14 protein-coding genes are annotated in these 16,198 nt (G+C 67.1%); 9 read left to right on the top strand and 5 right to left on the bottom strand.

The window, feature by feature from the left end; genetic code table 11:
• Positions 1–62: 62 nt before the first annotated feature.
• On the bottom strand, positions 63–458 hold the full coding sequence (locus E3N86_RS00740; RefSeq protein ID WP_134511116.1) for a hypothetical protein: 396 nt from the start codon (positions 456–458) through the stop codon (positions 63–65).
• A 149-nt stretch (positions 459–607) separates the two neighbouring features.
• Here E3N86_RS00740 and E3N86_RS00735 point away from each other — a divergent pair, with 149 nt between their 5' ends.
• Positions 608–1,975 carry a hemolysin family protein gene (locus E3N86_RS00735; protein ID WP_134374862.1) on the top strand — a complete coding sequence of 456 codons (1,368 nt, stop codon included), beginning with the start codon at positions 608–610 and terminating at the stop codon, positions 1,973–1,975.
• Positions 1,968–3,008 carry a hemolysin family protein gene (locus E3N86_RS00730; RefSeq protein ID WP_134374790.1) on the top strand — a complete coding sequence of 347 codons (1,041 nt, stop codon included), beginning with the start codon at positions 1,968–1,970 and terminating at the stop codon, positions 3,006–3,008. Before E3N86_RS00735 ends, E3N86_RS00730 begins: the two co-directional genes overlap by 8 nt.
• A 73-nt stretch (positions 3,009–3,081) precedes the next feature.
• Here the strand turns inward: E3N86_RS00730 and E3N86_RS00725 are convergent, their stop codons facing one another.
• Positions 3,082–3,711, bottom strand: coding sequence for a TetR/AcrR family transcriptional regulator (locus tag E3N86_RS00725; protein WP_241980884.1), 630 nt, complete (start codon positions 3,709–3,711; stop codon positions 3,082–3,084).
• Positions 3,712–3,881: 170 nt separating this feature from the next.
• Between E3N86_RS00725 and E3N86_RS00720 the strand changes: the two genes are divergently transcribed.
• Complete coding sequence (locus E3N86_RS00720) at positions 3,882–4,583, top strand: DUF4386 domain-containing protein (RefSeq protein ID WP_166784962.1); 702 nt, start codon at positions 3,882–3,884, stop codon at positions 4,581–4,583.
• 48 nt (positions 4,584–4,631) lie between these two features.
• Here the strand turns inward: E3N86_RS00720 and E3N86_RS00715 are convergent, their stop codons facing one another.
• A complete protein-coding gene (locus E3N86_RS00715) occupies positions 4,632–7,223 on the bottom strand; it encodes an AMP-binding protein (protein ID WP_134511115.1) in 2,592 nt (863 codons plus the stop codon).
• Positions 7,224–7,591: 368 nt separating this feature from the next.
• Here E3N86_RS00715 and E3N86_RS00710 point away from each other — a divergent pair, with 368 nt between their 5' ends.
• The gene (locus E3N86_RS00710; RefSeq protein WP_134374796.1) at positions 7,592–8,290 is read left to right on the top strand and encodes a CHRD domain-containing protein; all 699 of its coding nucleotides are present in this window, start codon (positions 7,592–7,594) and stop codon (positions 8,288–8,290) included.
• Positions 8,291–8,516: 226 nt separating this feature from the next.
• On the opposite strand, the gene E3N86_RS16630 is transcribed toward E3N86_RS00710, so the two are convergent.
• Positions 8,517–8,666: a hypothetical protein gene (locus E3N86_RS16630; protein ID WP_166784961.1), complete on the bottom strand. Its 150-nt coding sequence runs from the start codon at positions 8,664–8,666 to the stop codon at positions 8,517–8,519.
• A gap of 395 nt (positions 8,667–9,061) precedes the next feature.
• On the opposite strand from E3N86_RS16630, the gene E3N86_RS00705 reads away from it, so the two are divergent.
• The 3 genes from E3N86_RS00705 (at position 9,062) to E3N86_RS00695 (ending at position 12,640) form a co-directional block, all read left to right on the top strand.
• Positions 9,062–9,877 (top strand): alpha/beta fold hydrolase, encoded by an 816-nt coding sequence (locus E3N86_RS00705; RefSeq protein WP_134374798.1) that lies wholly within the window; start codon positions 9,062–9,064, stop codon positions 9,875–9,877.
• A 192-nt stretch (positions 9,878–10,069) separates the two neighbouring features.
• A complete protein-coding gene (locus E3N86_RS00700) occupies positions 10,070–11,131 on the top strand; it encodes a hypothetical protein (protein WP_134374800.1) in 1,062 nt (353 codons plus the stop codon).
• On the top strand, positions 11,132–12,640 hold the full coding sequence (locus E3N86_RS00695; RefSeq protein ID WP_134511114.1) for an SCO7613 C-terminal domain-containing membrane protein: 1,509 nt from the start codon (positions 11,132–11,134) through the stop codon (positions 12,638–12,640).
• Between the two features lie 9 nt (positions 12,641–12,649).
• Here E3N86_RS00695 and E3N86_RS00690 read toward each other — a convergent pair whose 3' ends face one another.
• Complete coding sequence (locus E3N86_RS00690) at positions 12,650–13,468, bottom strand: GntR family transcriptional regulator (RefSeq protein WP_134374804.1); 819 nt, start codon at positions 13,466–13,468, stop codon at positions 12,650–12,652.
• Between the two features lie 114 nt (positions 13,469–13,582).
• Between E3N86_RS00690 and E3N86_RS00685 the strand changes: the two genes are divergently transcribed.
• Both E3N86_RS00685 and E3N86_RS00680 read left to right on the top strand, forming a co-directional pair.
• Positions 13,583–14,977: an MFS transporter gene (locus tag E3N86_RS00685; protein ID WP_134374806.1), complete on the top strand. Its 1,395-nt coding sequence runs from the start codon at positions 13,583–13,585 to the stop codon at positions 14,975–14,977.
• A 56-nt stretch (positions 14,978–15,033) separates the two neighbouring features.
• Positions 15,034–16,164 (top strand): nucleoside hydrolase, encoded by a 1,131-nt coding sequence (locus tag E3N86_RS00680; protein WP_134511113.1) that lies wholly within the window; start codon positions 15,034–15,036, stop codon positions 16,162–16,164.
• Positions 16,165–16,198: the final 34 nt, after the last annotated feature.

Below are 16,198 nucleotides of genomic sequence, written 5' to 3'. Positions count from 1 at the left end.
AGGGCCTCCGTTGCATCGTGTTGAGTGTGGTAACCCAATCGATACCGGAGGTCCTCACCTTTTTAGCTCACGCCACGCTCACAACCTGTGTGGGAACAACAGCTAGATCGGGGCAGGCAGCGCCGCGACGGCCACCACCGCGAACAGCTTCGCAGCGTCCAGCCGGAGACGAACCGGCCGAAGATGTAGGCACCACCGGCATCACGACCCCCTTGATGACGGATGCCGCCGCCACGCGTTTGCGCGCCGATCCCGCCTTGAGCAGGCGCTCCCCGGGCAACGACATGCCGAACGCCAGGAGCAGCCGCACCCAGCATGGTCTCAGCCATCGGAGTGTGAAAGAACACCCGGTTGATGGCCAGCCCGGCGCCGACGCCGATGATGCCGAGGAGCGCGACGAGACAGCCCACCAGGATCACGAATCCGATGATGGAGAAGCCGACCAGAGCACCGCCCACGCGACGAGCTTAGGGAGGCCGGAACCGAGAGTTTCCCAGCCACAGCCGGGCACCGCCCGATAGTCTTACCCTCCTCATGGACCCTGATAAACCCTCGCCCATCCAGCCACGCCTCGACATCCTGCGCCCGAGTCTGAGAGGGCCACATGCTGTTTGAGTGGGCGATGGTGGGGGTCGGGCTTCTCCTCACCGTCGGAACGGGCATCTTCGTCGCCGCCGAATTCTCCCTGGTCACCCTGAACCGCAACGAGCTCGAGGCCCGGCAGGAACGCGGCGAGAAACGCCTCGGCCCGACCATCAAGGCCCTGAAGATCACCTCCACGCACCTGTCCAGTGCGCAGCTCGGCATCACGCTGACCACCCTGCTGACCGGGTTCACCTTCGAGCCCGCCATCAGCTCGCTGCTGACCGGGCCGCTCACGGGCGCCGGCGTGCCCGAAGGACTCGTGCCGCTGCTCGGCACCATCATCGCCATTTCGCTGGCCACCCTGTTCTCCATGGTGATCGGCGAGCTCGTGCCGAAGAACTTCGCCCTGGCCGTGCCGCTGGCCACGGCAAAGATCGTGCTGCCCCCGCAGGCCCTGTTCACCGCCGTATTCAAGCCCGTCATCCTGCTGTTCAACAACACCGCCAACGCCCTGATCCGCCTGGTCGGCATCGAGCCGAAAGAGGAACTCTCGGGTGCCCGCAGCGCCGAAGAGCTCAGCTTCCTCGTGCGGCGGTCGGCGACGGAAGGCGTGCTCGACAACGACCACGCGGCCATGCTGCACCGCACGCTGCGCTTTGCCGACCACACGGTCGACGACGTCATGACCCCCCGGGTACGGATGTCCTCGGTCAAGGTCACCGACTCTGCCGAGAGCATCCTGGCCCTGTCCACGGCCACCGGCTACTCCCGCTTCCCCGTGATCGACAGGGATTCCGACGACATCGTCGGGGTGCTGCACGTCAAGGCGGCCTTCGCCGTCGAGCTGGCGCAACGCGACCAGGTCACCGCCGACGAGCTGAAGGTGGAGGCACTGCGTGTGCCCGAGTCGATGGCCGTCGACACGCTCCTGGGCCTGCTGCGCAGACAGGGCTTCCAGATCGCGGTCGTCGCGGACGAATACGGCGGAACGGCCGGCATCGTCACGCTCGAGGACCTCGTCGAAGAACTCGTGGGCGAGCTGGAAGACGAGCATGACCGGGCGAAAGCCGGCGTCATCCGTTCGGGTCGTTCTGTGGTGTTCGACGCCGGCTGGCGGCCGGACGAGCTGTTCGATCGGACGGGCGTCACGGTGCCCGAGGACGGCGACTACGAGACCGTCGCGGGCTTCATCGCCGATCAGCTCGACCGCATTCCCGAACTCGGCGACGAGGTCCCCGTCGACGGTGGCATCCTGCGGATCGACCGAGTCGATGGCGTGCAGGTTCAGCGCGTGCGCTACACCCCCGAAGACCCCGAGCACGATCCGAGCCTGGCCACCAGACACGACCGAATCGTCACCCGAATCCAGAAAGACCTGACCCATGAGTGAGTACTGGCCGGGCCTGATCTGGCTCGTCGTGTTGTTGACCGTCAACGCGTTCTTCGTGGGCGCCGAGTTCGCCGTGATCTCGGCCCGCCGGTCGCAGATCGAGCCGCTCGCCGCCCGCGGCAACAAGGCGGCGAAGACCACCCTCTGGGCGATGGAACACGCGACCCTGATGCTGGCGACCAGCCAGTTGGGCATCACCGTGTGTTCGCTGCTCATCCTGAACGTGTCCGAGCCGGCCATCCACGGCCTGCTGGAGTACCCGCTGGCCCTGACCGGACTCTCTGAGCGCGCGATCAGCGTGATCGCCTTCGCGAGCGCGCTCGCGCTCGTGACGTTCCTGCACGTGGTGTTCGGCGAGATGGTGCCCAAGAACATCTCCTTCTCCGTGCCCGACCGCGCCGCGCTCATCCTGGCGCCGCCGCTCGTCCTCGTCGCCCGCATCTTCGACCCGGTGATCGTCAGCCTGAACTGGCTGGCGAACGGGGTGCTGCGCCTGTTCAAGGTGCAGCCGAAGAATGAGGCGACCAGCGCATTCACCCTCGACGAGGTGGCCGGCATCGTGGAGCAGTCCACCCGCGAGGGTCTCCTGACGGATGCTTCGGGCACCCTCTCCGCCGCGTTCGAGTTCACCTCGAAGCGAGTCTCCGACGTGGAGGTGCCGATCGGCTCAATGGTCTGCCTGCCGGCATCCGCGTCACCCGCCGACATCCAGCGGGCCGTCGCCCAGCACGGCTACTCCCGGTACATCCTCACTGACGTCGACGGGCAGCCCACGGGCTACCTGCACCTGAAAGACGTGATGGACCTCACCTCCGGGAGCACGTTCACGGAGCCGGTGCCGGCCAAACGCATCCGTCGCCTGGCCTCCGTGTTCCGGGGCAGCGAGCTCGAGGATGCCCTGGCGTCAATGCGGCGCCTCGGTGCGCATGTCGCCACATCGTTCGACGCTGACGGAGTCGCCACGGGCGTTCTGTTCCTCGAGGACATCATCGAGGAGCTCGTCGGCCAGGTCGATGACGCCACCACCGTGTAGGTGACAACCGGGGCGCGGATGCCGCGTGGAATGTCAATGGGTGCCCGTCACGTGTGTCTCATGACGCCCTCATTCATTCAAAGGCCTGATCGGTGTCTCGCATGGTCTCGAGTCCGTCGAGCATGAGGTCGAGCCCGACCAGGAATTCATCCCCATAGGAGTATCCGGGCTTCAAGACGTGGTCGGCCGTGAGTTCAGCCAGGTACGGGTACTCGCTTGTGGGCAGCTGCGCCAGCATGACCGCGGCCATCGCTGCCGTCTCTTCCTGCGTGGTGAAGGGCAGGCTCTTCTCCTGCATCGCGAACCCGTAGATATAGCTGTCGACAGCGGAGAACGCGTGGGCCGTCTTCTCGATCGAGAAACCGCCGTTGCGGAAGGTTCCGATCACCCGGTCGTGGTGCCGGAGGGTGCCCGGTCCCGGGTTCGTTCCGGAGTCACGAACGGTCGTAGCCCAAGCATGACGGGCGAGGACATCCCGGAATGAGATCGAGCGCTTTCGGATTGCCGGCTTCCACTCATCGCTGTGTGACGGCAATTCGATCTCGCTGAAGATCGCATCGGCCATGGCGTTGATGAGGTCATCCTTGTTGGCCACGTGGTTATAGATCGACATGGCCTTCACGTTCAGGTCCTCACCCAGACGCCGCATCGTGAGGGCTTCAAGCCCCTCAGTGTCGGCAAGGCGAACGGCGGTAGCGATCACCCGCTCGCGGTTCAAACGAGCTCGGGGTGCGGGTGCTGCTTCACGTGCTGCTGCCAAGTCTCTCTCCCGCACTCATATCCGTTGACAAACCTTACCACGTACATATATCTTACTTACAACATAAGCATACATCGTAAGTTTTAGCCACAGATACAGTAATGACACGAGCCATGACCACTCACCTCCACCCCGCGCCCAGCGCCACAGCGCCGGCTGCCACACTCAACCCCTTCCGCTGGTCGCAGCGAACCGGAGCGCTCGTAACGGGCACCGCCCTCACGGCCATGGTGTTCCTCTCGATCTTTGGTTATTTCATCGCCATCAACGGCCTCGTGACCGCCGGTGATGCGGAAAAGACGACCGATGCAATTTCCGCCTCGCCGGCGCTGTGGCTCGCCGGGATCGGCGCTCTGTGTGTCGTCGTCGTGCTGGACGTCGTCGCCGCCGCCGGCACCTACGCGCTCTTCAAGCCCGTCAGCCGTGTCGTCTCCGCTGTTGCCGGGTTGATCAGAATCGCTTTCGCCGGGTGGTTCATGGTCGCACTCAGCCGGCTCGTGGTCGCCTTCAACAACCTCGACACCCCGGAAGTCGCGCTGGCCGACATCGACTCGTTCTCGTCGATCTGGAACACCGCCCTGGGCCTGTTCGGGGTACATCTCCTCCTGATCGCCTATCTGTCGATCCGCTCCGGCTTCATGCCGAAGGTCTTTGGAATCCTGATCGGTCTCGCCGCCATAGGTTACATTGCCGACCTCATCGGCCTGGTGGTGGCACCCGCTTTCACCCCGACCTTCGGCCTGTTCGGCTTCGCGGGCGAGACCGCCATGATCTTCTGGCTGCTCATCGGGGGACGACGTCTCCCGCATTCCTAACCGCACCCGACCTCGCCCCGAACTATGCCCCGCTCATCCAGCCCAACGTCACCGCCGGCGACCGGCCGACGTTCTTGTCGCGAATACATTGGTCATAAGCGTGCGGGTTGCGACCGCGGGATGACGAGTCCACCAAGCGCTCAGTGCGGAATACCCTCGCCAGGCGAGGATACCCACCGCGAAGGAGGCAAGGGTGGCGAGCAGCGGACCGTCGTTCCCGAAAAGCGGGAAGACCTGCCAATGGACGAGATATACGAACAACGAGGCCGAGGCCGTGACGCTCATCACCGGCACCAGAATCCGCGGGAGGGGCACGGCCGGAAGCCAGAGGAGAAGAAGCAGTCCCGCTATCGTGGTCGCCTCGCGGGCCGGGTCGCCGAAGAAGCCCGGAACGGAGAGCACGACGACCGCCGAGCTCAGCACCCGCCGCGTGACGTCCGTGGAACGTGCGATGAGCCAGCCGAGAGCGATGAGCCAGAGCACGATCGGCAGCGAATACCGTTCGGTCGGCCCGGCCTCGACCCCTCCGGTCAGCAGCAGGCGAAGCAGAAGCGCCCCCGCAAAGAAGGACGCCGCGAAGACGAAGGGGTATCGGCGCTCGATCCGGTCGAGCTGGGGCACGCAGAAGAGAAGCGCCAGGCCGAGGATCGTCCACACGACGGATTCCAGGAACCAGTACTGCCATTGCACCGTCCAGCGTTCGTCGCCGCCGAGCAGGTTGTGCAGCATGAAGACCGTCGCGGGTTCGTACATCCCTCCAATCAGGCCAACTCCACCGATCCACAGCACGGCCGGGACGAAGATCTGGACGGCGCTGCGCAGAAGCTTCCCGAGCCGCATCGGCCGAGGTACATCGGCGAACTGGAATCGGGCCAGGTTGTAGCCCAGGATTCCGAGCAGCAGGTGAGCACCGCCCTGTATGTGGAAGAGGTTGGCGTGCGTCCCCGTGATGAGCGCGATGGCGATAGCCCGCAGCAAGACGGATGTCTCCATGCGCGCCAGCGACCGTCGGGGTCGCGCCCCGGACGGTGCGGTTCGGCGGTTGGCCAACTCCCGGGCCGATTTCGCGGGCCAGTCCCTGGGGAGCGTGCCGAGCATCTGCTCGAGCCGCACCGAGACCTCGACGTAACTGAGCGAGTCGCCGTGCAGCGCGACGAAGCTGTCGTCCAGGACCGCATCCGGGCGGTCGAGGAGGGTTGCGTAGAGCGCCCGAATATTCTCCGCCGTCACGGTCCCTCTGCGATCCACCAGCGGGGCTTTACGCTCGAGGAGCGCCGCCTCCCGGAGCAGGCTCGCGGTGTCTGGCTTGCCGCTGGACGTCAGGGGGAAATCCTGGACAAGGTGCACCCGGACGCTGTGATCGGGCAAGCCAAGCGCCTCCGCGGCGATCGGCGCGACGAGCCCGAGGGCCCACCGCTCTCGCACGAAGACCACAAGGCGTTCCTCATGGTTCACCGCCCTCGCTTCGACACCGTCGTCGTCAAGGAGCCGTTCGACCCGGTCGAGATCGATCCGCAGGCCGTATATCTTGACGAAGCGACTGCTCCGCCCGACGATTTCGAAGAGTCCGTCGTCGTGCTGGCGGGCTAGATCGCCGGTGCGCAGATCCCCCACTGTCGGTCCAGCGGCGAGTCCCTCCGGGCTCTCCGCGTATCCCATCATGACGTTCGGCCCGGTGTACACGAGGTCACCGACCGAGTGCTCGTCGGCGTCGTCGATGCGGAACTGCCCGCCCGGTATCGGGATTCCGATGGATTCAGGCCGGGTCGCCGCCAACTCCGGCGGCAGGTAGGCCATCCGTGCGGTCGCCTCTGTCTGTCCGTACATGACGACGAAATCGAATCCACGTTCCTGCCCCAGCCGGGCGTAATCGCGCACCCGGTCGGGGCCGAGCCGGCCGCCGGCCTGAGTGATGTAGCGCAGGCTCGGATGTTGGCGCCCAGCGAATCCGGTCGAATCGAGAAGGTCGAAGGTGTAGGGAACGCCGGCGAAGGAGGTGGCCCCTGCCGCGTCGAACTCGTTCCAGAATTCAGACTCGACCACCGAACGCTCGGTGAGGAGCAGGCTCGCCCCGGAGATCAGGTGGCTGTTCACGACTGAGAGGCCGTAGCAGTAATGCATCGGCAGGGTTGTGGCCGCCCGGTCCTGCTCGGTCAGGGCGAGGTAGTCGGCGATGCTTCTCGCGTTGCTGCGCACATTCTCGCGTGACAGCCGAACGAGTTTCGGCGATCCTGTCGAGCCCGAGGTGCTGAGCAGCAGTGCCAGCTCAGGGTGCAACGTGTGCCGGCTTCCCTCGCGTCGCTCATCCAGACGCCATTCGCCGCCGACGGGCGCCAAAACCACGTCGGGGTCGTAACGCTCAAGGAGCCCGTTCCTGTTCCGCTCCTGGCTCGGCTCGTCCCCGTCGCCTGCGATGAGGAGAACTGGATGCCCCGCCGCGAGCGCGGCGAGATAAGTCACCAGGGGCTCCAGGGCGTTCGCGCACGACACCATGACAAGTCGGCGGCCGTCTCCCAATAATTCCCGCCGGTCACGGACCAGTTCGTCCAGTTCGGCGTAGTTTATGGTTCCATTCGCGGTCACAAGGGCAGTCGCGGACGGATCGCCGGAGAGGAGTCGGAGGGCCTCAAGACCGCCCACCGGGTCGCGTTGGGTGCTCCTCAGTGGTTCTACCGCGCATAGTTTTGCGGGCGGGAATGCATCGTATGTTTTGTCGGTGCGCACGGCTGTCTCTGGTCGAAGTTTTCCCCCGCAGTCAAACTGAGGCAAGGCTAACCTTAGTTCAAGAACCCTGTGGATGGACCGGCAAACCTGCGACCTGCCGTTCCCTCCGATTCGTGGGAGCCACACTGATCAGTTCCACGACGAGGAAGTCGTCTCTCTGAGACCGATTCGGATGACCGACACGCACCCGGCCTTGTTTACATGACCAAACCTCATTACTGTCCGCTCCGAACCACCTATGATCAACGGGATCTCCTCGTTGACCGCTGACCAAGGAGTAAATCGTGAAACGACATTCCATCGGGATTCTCGGGGTTTCGACTGTTGCGTTGTTCGCCGCAGCCGTGCTCGGGTCCGGAGCAGCTCAAGCGCAGACCACGCAATCCGAACGCACCCCCAAAACGGTGACGTTGACCGCGAACCTCACGGAACTCAACGGCTCCGGGGCATCCGGAACTGCAACCGCGACAGTTCGCAACCAGAAGATCAAGCACATTGAAGTGCACGCCTCCGGGCTGACGCCAGATGCCCCGCACGCTCAGCACATTCACTACGGCAACCAGGCGATGAAGGAGTGCCCCACCATCGCACTGGACAGCAACGGTGATGGCCGCCTGAACACCAAGGAAGGGATTCCCGCCTACGGACCGGTCGTCGTCTCACTGACGACGACAGGGGACACCTCACCGGCCAGCTTCCTGGACGTCACCCGTTTCCCGGTGTCTGAGAGCGGCAGCTACCACTACAGCCGCGACAATCTCCACATCACCAAGGTGGCGGGAACCGGATACCCCGGCCCCAGCGAAACAGGAACGGCGAAAGAGATCGCTGATTCCATCCGCGAGGGCGAAGGCGTCGTCGTGATCCATGGCATCGACTACAACGGCAACGGCGAGTATGACTTCAGCCAGGGTCCAAGCGAGCTCGACCCGAACCTGCCTGCAGAAGCAACGGATCCGGCCGCCTGCGGCATCCTGGGATAGACAACACCCTCAGAACAACTCTGGGTTGAAAGAGCCTATGGCCCATCCTGCCGGATGGGCCATAGGCTTGCCGAAATCACCCTCGCAAGGAGAATGGTAATGAGATACCGGGAACGGCGGGGTCCGTCGGGCGCGCGTTCGTGAGCGAACCGGCCAGGGTCATCCGGCTGGTCTCGGGGACAGCAGAAAGGCACCCGGTAAGGGCCCGGCGACCGTACAGTTCGTCTCAGCTGTGGGACACGTATCGACCCTCGGTCAGGTCTGACCGAACGCTGCTCACGTACTCATTCGGTGCGAGGATGCGGCCGCTTGATTCGGTCACGTAGGTACCGACAGGAAGGACCCGGTTGGTGGTGGTCGTGATGTACGCGTTCATGGTGTTCCTCGTATATTTCGGCCACGCGAAGCGAGCAGGAGTTCGCGGGGCAACCGGGACACAAGAGTCCTCGGACTTGCCCGCTCAGTCCCGGCGCAGATGACGGGGCATTGATGGGGGCGTCGCGCAACTCTGGGGCGAGCGCCATGAGGTTGATCCGCTGGTCCCAGGTCGTGGGTCCAATTCATGGGGCCACGTCGTGGCCCAGGGCGGCAGACAACCAACTAATCGATCGGTGTCGATATATCGAGTGTGACTCTTGCCCCGATGGATGTCAATTTGTCCACCTGCACACCCGTCACTCGGGTTGGGGTCGCCGGCATTCAACGGTCACAGATTCGTGCGCTGACGGTAATTCCCTTGCCGCGGCGCCCGCCGCACGCCTACGCTGAATCATGCCTCACCTCACCGTTCCGGGCGCGTCGCTCCACTACGAAACGGCCGGCCACGTTTCGTCACCGGCACTCCTCTTAATGCATGCCGGCATCGCCAATCTGCGCATGTGGGACCCGCAGATCGACGCGCTGGCTGCCGGCCACTTCGTCATCCGTTTCGACAGCCGCGGATGCGGCCAGACGACCACCGAGAACGTGGAGTTCTCGCCGCGCGCGGACGCCCTCGCGGTTCTCGACCACCTCGGGGTGGCGTCGGCCACGCTGATCGGGTGCTCTCGCGGAGGCGGGATCGCCATCGACCTGGCCACGGAGAGCCCCGACCGCGTGGACGGCCTGGTGACCGTGGGAGCCGGGCCCAGCGGGTTCCCCGAAGTTGAACTGACCGATCTCGAGGACGCCCGGTTCGACGAACTGGATGCCGCATTCGACGCCCAGGACTGGCACCGTCTGGCGCGCCTCGAGGTGGCGCTCTGGGCGTTCGGCCCACTGCGCACCGAGGCCGACCTCGACCCCGAATTCGTGGCCACGGCCTACGCGCTGGGCCGTGTCAACGCCGCGCATGCGGAAGAGTCCCCGACGCCGATTCCGCTCGAGCCGCCCGCTTTCAACCAGGTCAGCGACATCGAGGTACCCGCGTTCGTCTCGGTCGGTGAGTTCGACATCACTCCGCATCTCGCCGAATATGAGTATGTCCTGTCGACGCTCCCTGACGTCACCGGCTTCACCTTCCGCGATACCGCTCACCTGCCGAGCGTCGAACGGCCGGCGGATTTCAATCGGGTGCTCGTGGATTGGCTGGCGGAGCACCGGCTCTAGTCCGGCGCGGCCGGGGCGCACGAAGGCCGAGCCGGCCGGGGCATCCTCCTGGCCGGGGCCGCCCTGCTCACGCTCGTCGCCGCCGTCGTCACGCCGTGGGCCCTGACGCTGGCGGCCTCACCCTCTGAAACGGCCCTCATCGTCGACGGCCTGCGCGCCCTCGCACTCGCGACCGCCCTGCTGCAGCTCGCGGTGTCATTCCCCGCGGGCCGCATCCTCACCGACACCGAGCGCCGCTGGGCGTTCTGGGCACTGCTGGCCCCGACCGTGGCGGCCGTCGCCCTGCCGGTCACCGGTCTCGCGGAGACCCTGCCGGCCGGCGTTCGCGCCGCGCTGCTGCTGGGCTCCCCCACCTTGGCGGTCGTGCCCACGGTGATCCTGCTCGGCGCCATCGGAATCTGGCTGCGGCTGCACGTCTACTCCGGCACCGCACGGATCGAGCGTGTCGTGGCCCTCGGCGCAGCCGCGCCAACGCTGCTCGCGCTGATCTGGTCCGTGCGGCAGACGACGGATGCCCCCGCGCCCGTCGACGGCATCGCCGTCGCGACCGCGGCATTACTCGTCTGCGCCCTCGGCCTCGTACTCGACACGGTGGGGGCACGTGACACGGCCTCGAACACCCAAGGGCGGACGGACCGGCTCGCCCTCGAGGCCGGCGCGGGCCTGATTCTGGTTCCCGGCACTCTCCTGACTCTCGCCGCCGGGAGCCCCCTCGCCTGGCTCGTGCTGCTGCTGGTCGGCGCGACCGCCCTCGTCACGGCGATCGCCCCGGACGGGCTCTTCGGCTCCCGGTCACCGCGACGCCATCTTGGCTGGCTCGCCCTGCTGCTCGGCACGGCCGGCCTCTGGGTCGGGCTGAACCGCGTCGGCACCGAGGCCCCTGAGCCGTACGTGCTCCCGGTCGCCGGCATGCTGCTGGTCCTGGCCGTGCTGATCCGCCGGTTCGGCCGCATTCCTCGGGCTGCAGCGGCAAGCCCGGCCGCGGCGCTGCTCACCCTGGCCGGCCTGCTCGTGGCGATCGTGCCGCTGGCGCTCGCCTCGGCCTCCGGCTCGCCCGCGCGTCCGATCGTCATGGCCGCGGCGTGCGGCGTGCTGCTGCTGGGCTCTGCCGCCGCGCGCTGGGGGCCATCACGATCGGCGTACCTTGCCGCCGCCTGGACGAGCGGAGCAATCGGGCTCCTGGTGACCAGCATCGTGCAGCTGATGCGCGTGCTCGGCGCACCCGGCGCACCCGATGCGCGGCTCGAATGCTGATTGTTCCCGCTCGCTGCCGCGGCGGCGGGGGCGTTCCTGATCGGCGCCCGCACCGACCCAGCGACCCTCCGTCCGCGCACCATCGCGAGCATCACGCTGCTCGTGCTGGCGCTGGCGACCGTGACGACGGCCGAGATTGCCGCATTCACCGGGGCCGATATGACCGATGACGCCGCCGTGACCGCGGTGCGTGCATCCGTTCTCGTGCTCGCCCTCGGGGTCGTGCACGTGCTGGCCGCGTGGCGGCTGCGCGTGCCCTTGACCATGGCCGTCGGCTGGGTTGCGGCGGGGCTGGCCGGGTTCGCCCTGATGAGCGCCGTGGGGACGCAAGCCACCGAACCGTTCGAGTTCGTGACCGTGCCGCTCGGCCTCGCTATCGTCGTCGGCCAGGTGCTCGCCGGGCGCGCGCGATCGGCCGACACCGAGGCGCCGGTCGCCGTGCGGGCCCGCTGGATCACGGCCGGACTGGCCCTGGCCCTGCTGCCCGGCGCGGTGGTCGGCGGCACGGGCGATCTCCTCCGCCCCGTGCTGGCCCTGACCATCGGCGGTGCGTTCGCCGTCAGCGGGGCGCTCCTCCTGGTCCGGCCGCGCTGGGCATCCCTCGCCTGGCCGGCCCTCGGCGTCGGCGCGCTCACGGTTGTGCTCACGGCCGCATCCCGCATCCAGCCGCTGCTCGAGCTCGCGCCGAACGGCCCAGACACCCGGCTCGAGGCATGGCTGCTGCCCTCGGCGCTGATCCTGGCGGCCGTCGGCACAGGTCTCGTCACCGTCACCCGGCGCACCGATGAGGGTACCGGCCCGGGCCGCGGCGAAGCAACGTATGCCCCCGCGCTGCGCCTCGGTTACGTCCTGTTGGTCCTGGCGATCGTCGGGGTTCTCGCGGCCGAGGTGGCCGCACTCGGCTACGAGCCGCTGGCGACCATCCGGGTGATCCTGCTCGTCTGGACTTTCTCCGCGCTGCACCTGGCGGCGTTCTGGTGCGACGACAGCCGGCTGGGCCGGATGGTCGCCTGGGTGGCAATCGGGGCTGGCGGCGGCGCCGTGGTCGCCGGGTCCGCGTACGCGGCGCCGGCCACGGTGGAGATCGTGAGCGTTCCACTGGCCATCGCCCTGCTGGCCACCGGTTGGTTGCACCTCGACGTCACGCCGGCCGCGCGCAGCCGGCGCTGGCTTGCTCCCGGGCTGCTCGTGCTGCTCGTTCCGTCAGTGCTGCTCGACATCACCGAGAGCCCGCTCTGGCGGGTGGTGGGCCTCGGCCTCGTTGCCACCGTGGTGATCGTGGTCGGTGCCGTGCGCAAGTTGCAGGCTCCGTTCGTGATCGGCGCGATCGTGCTGATGCTGCACGCGGTGGCGCAGCTCTGGCCCTGGATCTCGCTGGCCTACGGCGCGGTGACGTGGTGGCTGTGGCTGGGCGTGGGCGGCGTCATCCTGATCGTGCTCGCGGCCCGCTACGAGCAGCGGATCGCGAACTTCAAGGCGATCTCGATGACTATCTCGGCGCTGCGGTAGCGGCCCGGCTCAGGACTGCACCGCGTGGCTGATCGTCAGCTGCACGAAGTCGGTGTTGATCAGGGCCTTCGAGAGATAGAACGGGCGCCCGTCGTGGTCGAGAGTCTGGGTGAGGATGAGCACCGGGCTGCTGGCCGGCAGCCCGAGCAGCTTGCCGCGTGTGGCACCGGGAACACCGAGCGTGATGTCGGTTTCGCCGGGCCCGAAGATCGGACCGAGCACCGCGATCAGCGCGGCGAGCGCACTGTGTCCCGCAGCTCCCGCGTCACCCTGGGCGTTCGCGTCGACGCCTGCCTCGGACACGGCCGCCACCGCCGCCTCGCCGAGCCGGCTCAGGCGGTCTCCCGGCACGTGCTCCTGGATCAGGGCGATGGGTGCACCCTCCCGGGTGATGACGCTCTCGAGAAACCATGAGGCCTCGTCGGTGCGGATACCGATGGCGTCCGCAGTGAACGCGGGCGACGCGGACTGCAGCGCAGTCTGGGTGCGGCGAACGTGCACGGTCGGTCCGGTCTCGCTGAGAAGCTCCTCGATCGGACGGATCTTCTGCAGCCCGAGGTGAGGCAGCCGGTCGGCGACGAAGCGCCCGATGCCCCGGCGCGAGCGCACGAAGCGGTCCTCCTCGAGAAGCATGAGGGCCTCCCGCACGACCGTGCGGCTGACGCCCATCGCCGTGCCGAGCTCGGACTCCGATGGGAGCAGGGAGGCGATCGGCAGGGATCCGTTGCGGATCGCCTCGGTGATGCGCGAGTACACCGCCACCCGCAGCGGCAGAGCTCCATTGGTCTCGAGCGGACCTGCCAGGGCCGTCTCCGTGCGTCGATCCATTCGTTCTCCCCTGGTCGGTGAGTCGAGCCTATCGTGTGATCTCACGTACTTGTATAACAAGCATGTACACTGAGCGTGTCGACCTTGTGTTTGCTCCAATGAAGGAGTCGTGTCATGCTCGTGCTTTCCTCCGAAGCCGCTCCCGTAATGGGGCGCGCCCGCGCTCCCCGGGCTCCCGGAGTGTTGATCGGCACGCTGGTCCTGGCGATCCTGACGTTCCAGCTGAATGCCACCCTCCTCTCCGCCGCCTTGCCAGCCGTCGGCGCCCAGTTGGGCGAGAGCATGCAGGATGTCGCCCGGGTGCAGTCGGTGTTCTTCCTTTCCGGCGCCGTTTTCGGCATGGTCTTTTCCCGCTGGAGCGATTTCCTCGGCCGCAAGCGCAGCCTCGTGATCGTACTGACGCTGCTGCTGATCGGCACCGTCATCTGCGCCCTCGCACCGAGCCTCCCACTGCTGCTGCTCGGCCGGGTACTGCAGGGCGCGTCCAACGCCACCTTCACGATCTCCTTCCTCCTACTCTCGGAGCGCCTGAACAGCCGCCTGTTCGGCATCTCGGTCGGCATTATCACCTCGGTCAACGGCGGCCTGTTCGGCGTCGACGGCTTCCTCGGCGGCTACGTGACCGACACCATCGGCTGGCGGTTCCTCTTCGTGATCACCCTCGGCCTCGGGCTGGTCGCAATCAGTTGCGTCGCACTCTTCATTCCGCAGGATGAGCCGCGCACCCAGGACGGGTCAATGGACTGGTGGGGTGCCGGCATCCTGTCCCTGTTTCTGGTGCTGCTCACGAGCCTGATCTCGCAGGCGTCGTCGTCAGGCTGGGCCGACCCGCTCACGCTCAGTTACCTCGTCGGGGCGGTCGTCAGCGCGGTCGTCTTCGTGCTCGTTGAGAGGCGCACCCGACGGCCGCTCATTCCCATCCACGCGCTGCGTTCCCGCCGGGTGTGGCCGCTCCTGCTGTCCACGATGCTCACCCTGGCCGGGGTCTTCTCCGCGCTCAACTTCACCGTGGTCTTGCTCAGCCAGAACAATCAGGTGGGTTACGGGCTCTCCGCCTCGATGTCGGCGCTGCTCTACCTCACCCCGACCGCGTTCGTCGGCGTCACCGCGGCGATCTTCTCCGGCTGGATCGCCGTGCGGATCGGTTGGATCACCGCGCTGAGGCTGAGCAGCGGCGTCATCACCCTGATCACGGTCGGCCTGGCCGTGTTCGCGATGGACCGCTGGCTGGTTTTCAGCCTGCTCATCGTGATGGGCGTCTTCTACCTCGGCCTGTTCCAGAGTTCGGTCAACGGCGTCTCCGTGCTCAACTCGCCGCCCGAAGCCCGCGGGGCCCTGCCCGGCCTGAACGGCGCCTGCTTCGGCATCGGCATCGGCATCGGCATCGCCCTAGTCGCCCCGGTCGTGGCCGCGGGCACGGTCGCCGGCTTCCAGACGGCCCTGTGGATCTCCGCGGGTCTCACCCTGGCATCCTTCCTGGCCTCCCTGATTCTGCGCCCCGCCGTATGAACTCCCGCACCACTTCTGAACCCCTGAACCAGCACGATGAGAACGGATGGTCAACGATGACTCCCACGACGGCTCCCCACCCCCGCCCGATCTACCTCGACTGCGACACCGGGATCGACGATGCGATGGCGCTTGCGTTCTTGCTGGCGACACCGGGCATCCGTCTGGTCGGGATCGGCACGGTGAGCGGATGCGTCAACCCGGCCGTCGCTGCGGCGAACACCCTGAGCCTGCTCGCGACCGCCGGGCGTGACGATATCCCGGTCGCGGTCGGCGTCTGGGAGCCCGTCAGCGGGATCTCCCGGCGCGGGACCGCCCACATGCACGGCCGCAACGGGATCGGGGACGTGCTGCTGCCCCGCTCGCGGCGGCACCCAGTCGACGACAGCGCCACGGAGCTGCTGATCCGGCTGGCGCACGAATATCCCGGCGAACTGGAGGTCATCGCGGTCGGCCCGCTGACGAACCTGGCCGAGGCCCTCTGCCTCGACCCGGAACTTCCCCGGCTCGTGCGTCGCGTCACCATCATGGGCGGCGCCGTCTTCGCGCCCGGCAACGTCGGCAAATTCGCCGAGGGCAACATCGCCGCCGACCCCACGGCCGCCGCGGACGTCTTCGCGGCCAGCTGGCCGGTGACCGTGGTCCCGCTCGACGCGACGGCGCCGCACACCTTCGATGAGACCCACCGGCGGGCACTCGCCTCGGCCTCGGGGCTGACCCAGCAGGCACTGGCCGCCATGCTCGGCACCTGCCTGACGCAGTGCGGCACGCAGTTCAGCACGCGGCGTTTCGCCCTGCATACCTCCATCGCCGCGGCCTTCGCAACCGGCGCTCTTGCGGCCGAGCGGGCGCCGACCCTGCGCATCTGCGTGGACATGAGCGCCGGCCCGCGCCACGGCCAGACCCACTTCGCCAAGGTGGAGGCGGCGGCCGGGGGGCCTGTCACCGCGGGGCCTGCCGGGCAGAATCCGCACGAGGCCCGGGTCGTGCTGTCCATCCGGCGAAACGCCGCGACGCTGCTCCTGGAACGAATCCTCACCCTCGCACCCGCTGCGACTTCGGCTCAGGCTTTCGTGCCGGCTGCCGCTGAGGCCGTTGTTGTTCCGGGTCAGGCTCAGGCTCCGTCCGGAGCCCGAGCACAGGCGCCCGCTCGGACCCGTAGGCAGGCGGAACCGGTACTAGCCTGAGCCGCCGTCTGCATCCGTCGGCATCCGTCGAGCC

The organism is Cryobacterium sp. Hz7, from assembly GCF_004402815.1.
Taxonomy (GTDB): Bacteria; Actinomycetota; Actinomycetes; order Actinomycetales; family Microbacteriaceae; genus Cryobacterium; species Cryobacterium sandaracinum.
The sequence above is the reverse complement of the archived record's forward strand: the minus strand, read 5'-3'. Positions and strand labels throughout refer to the sequence as shown.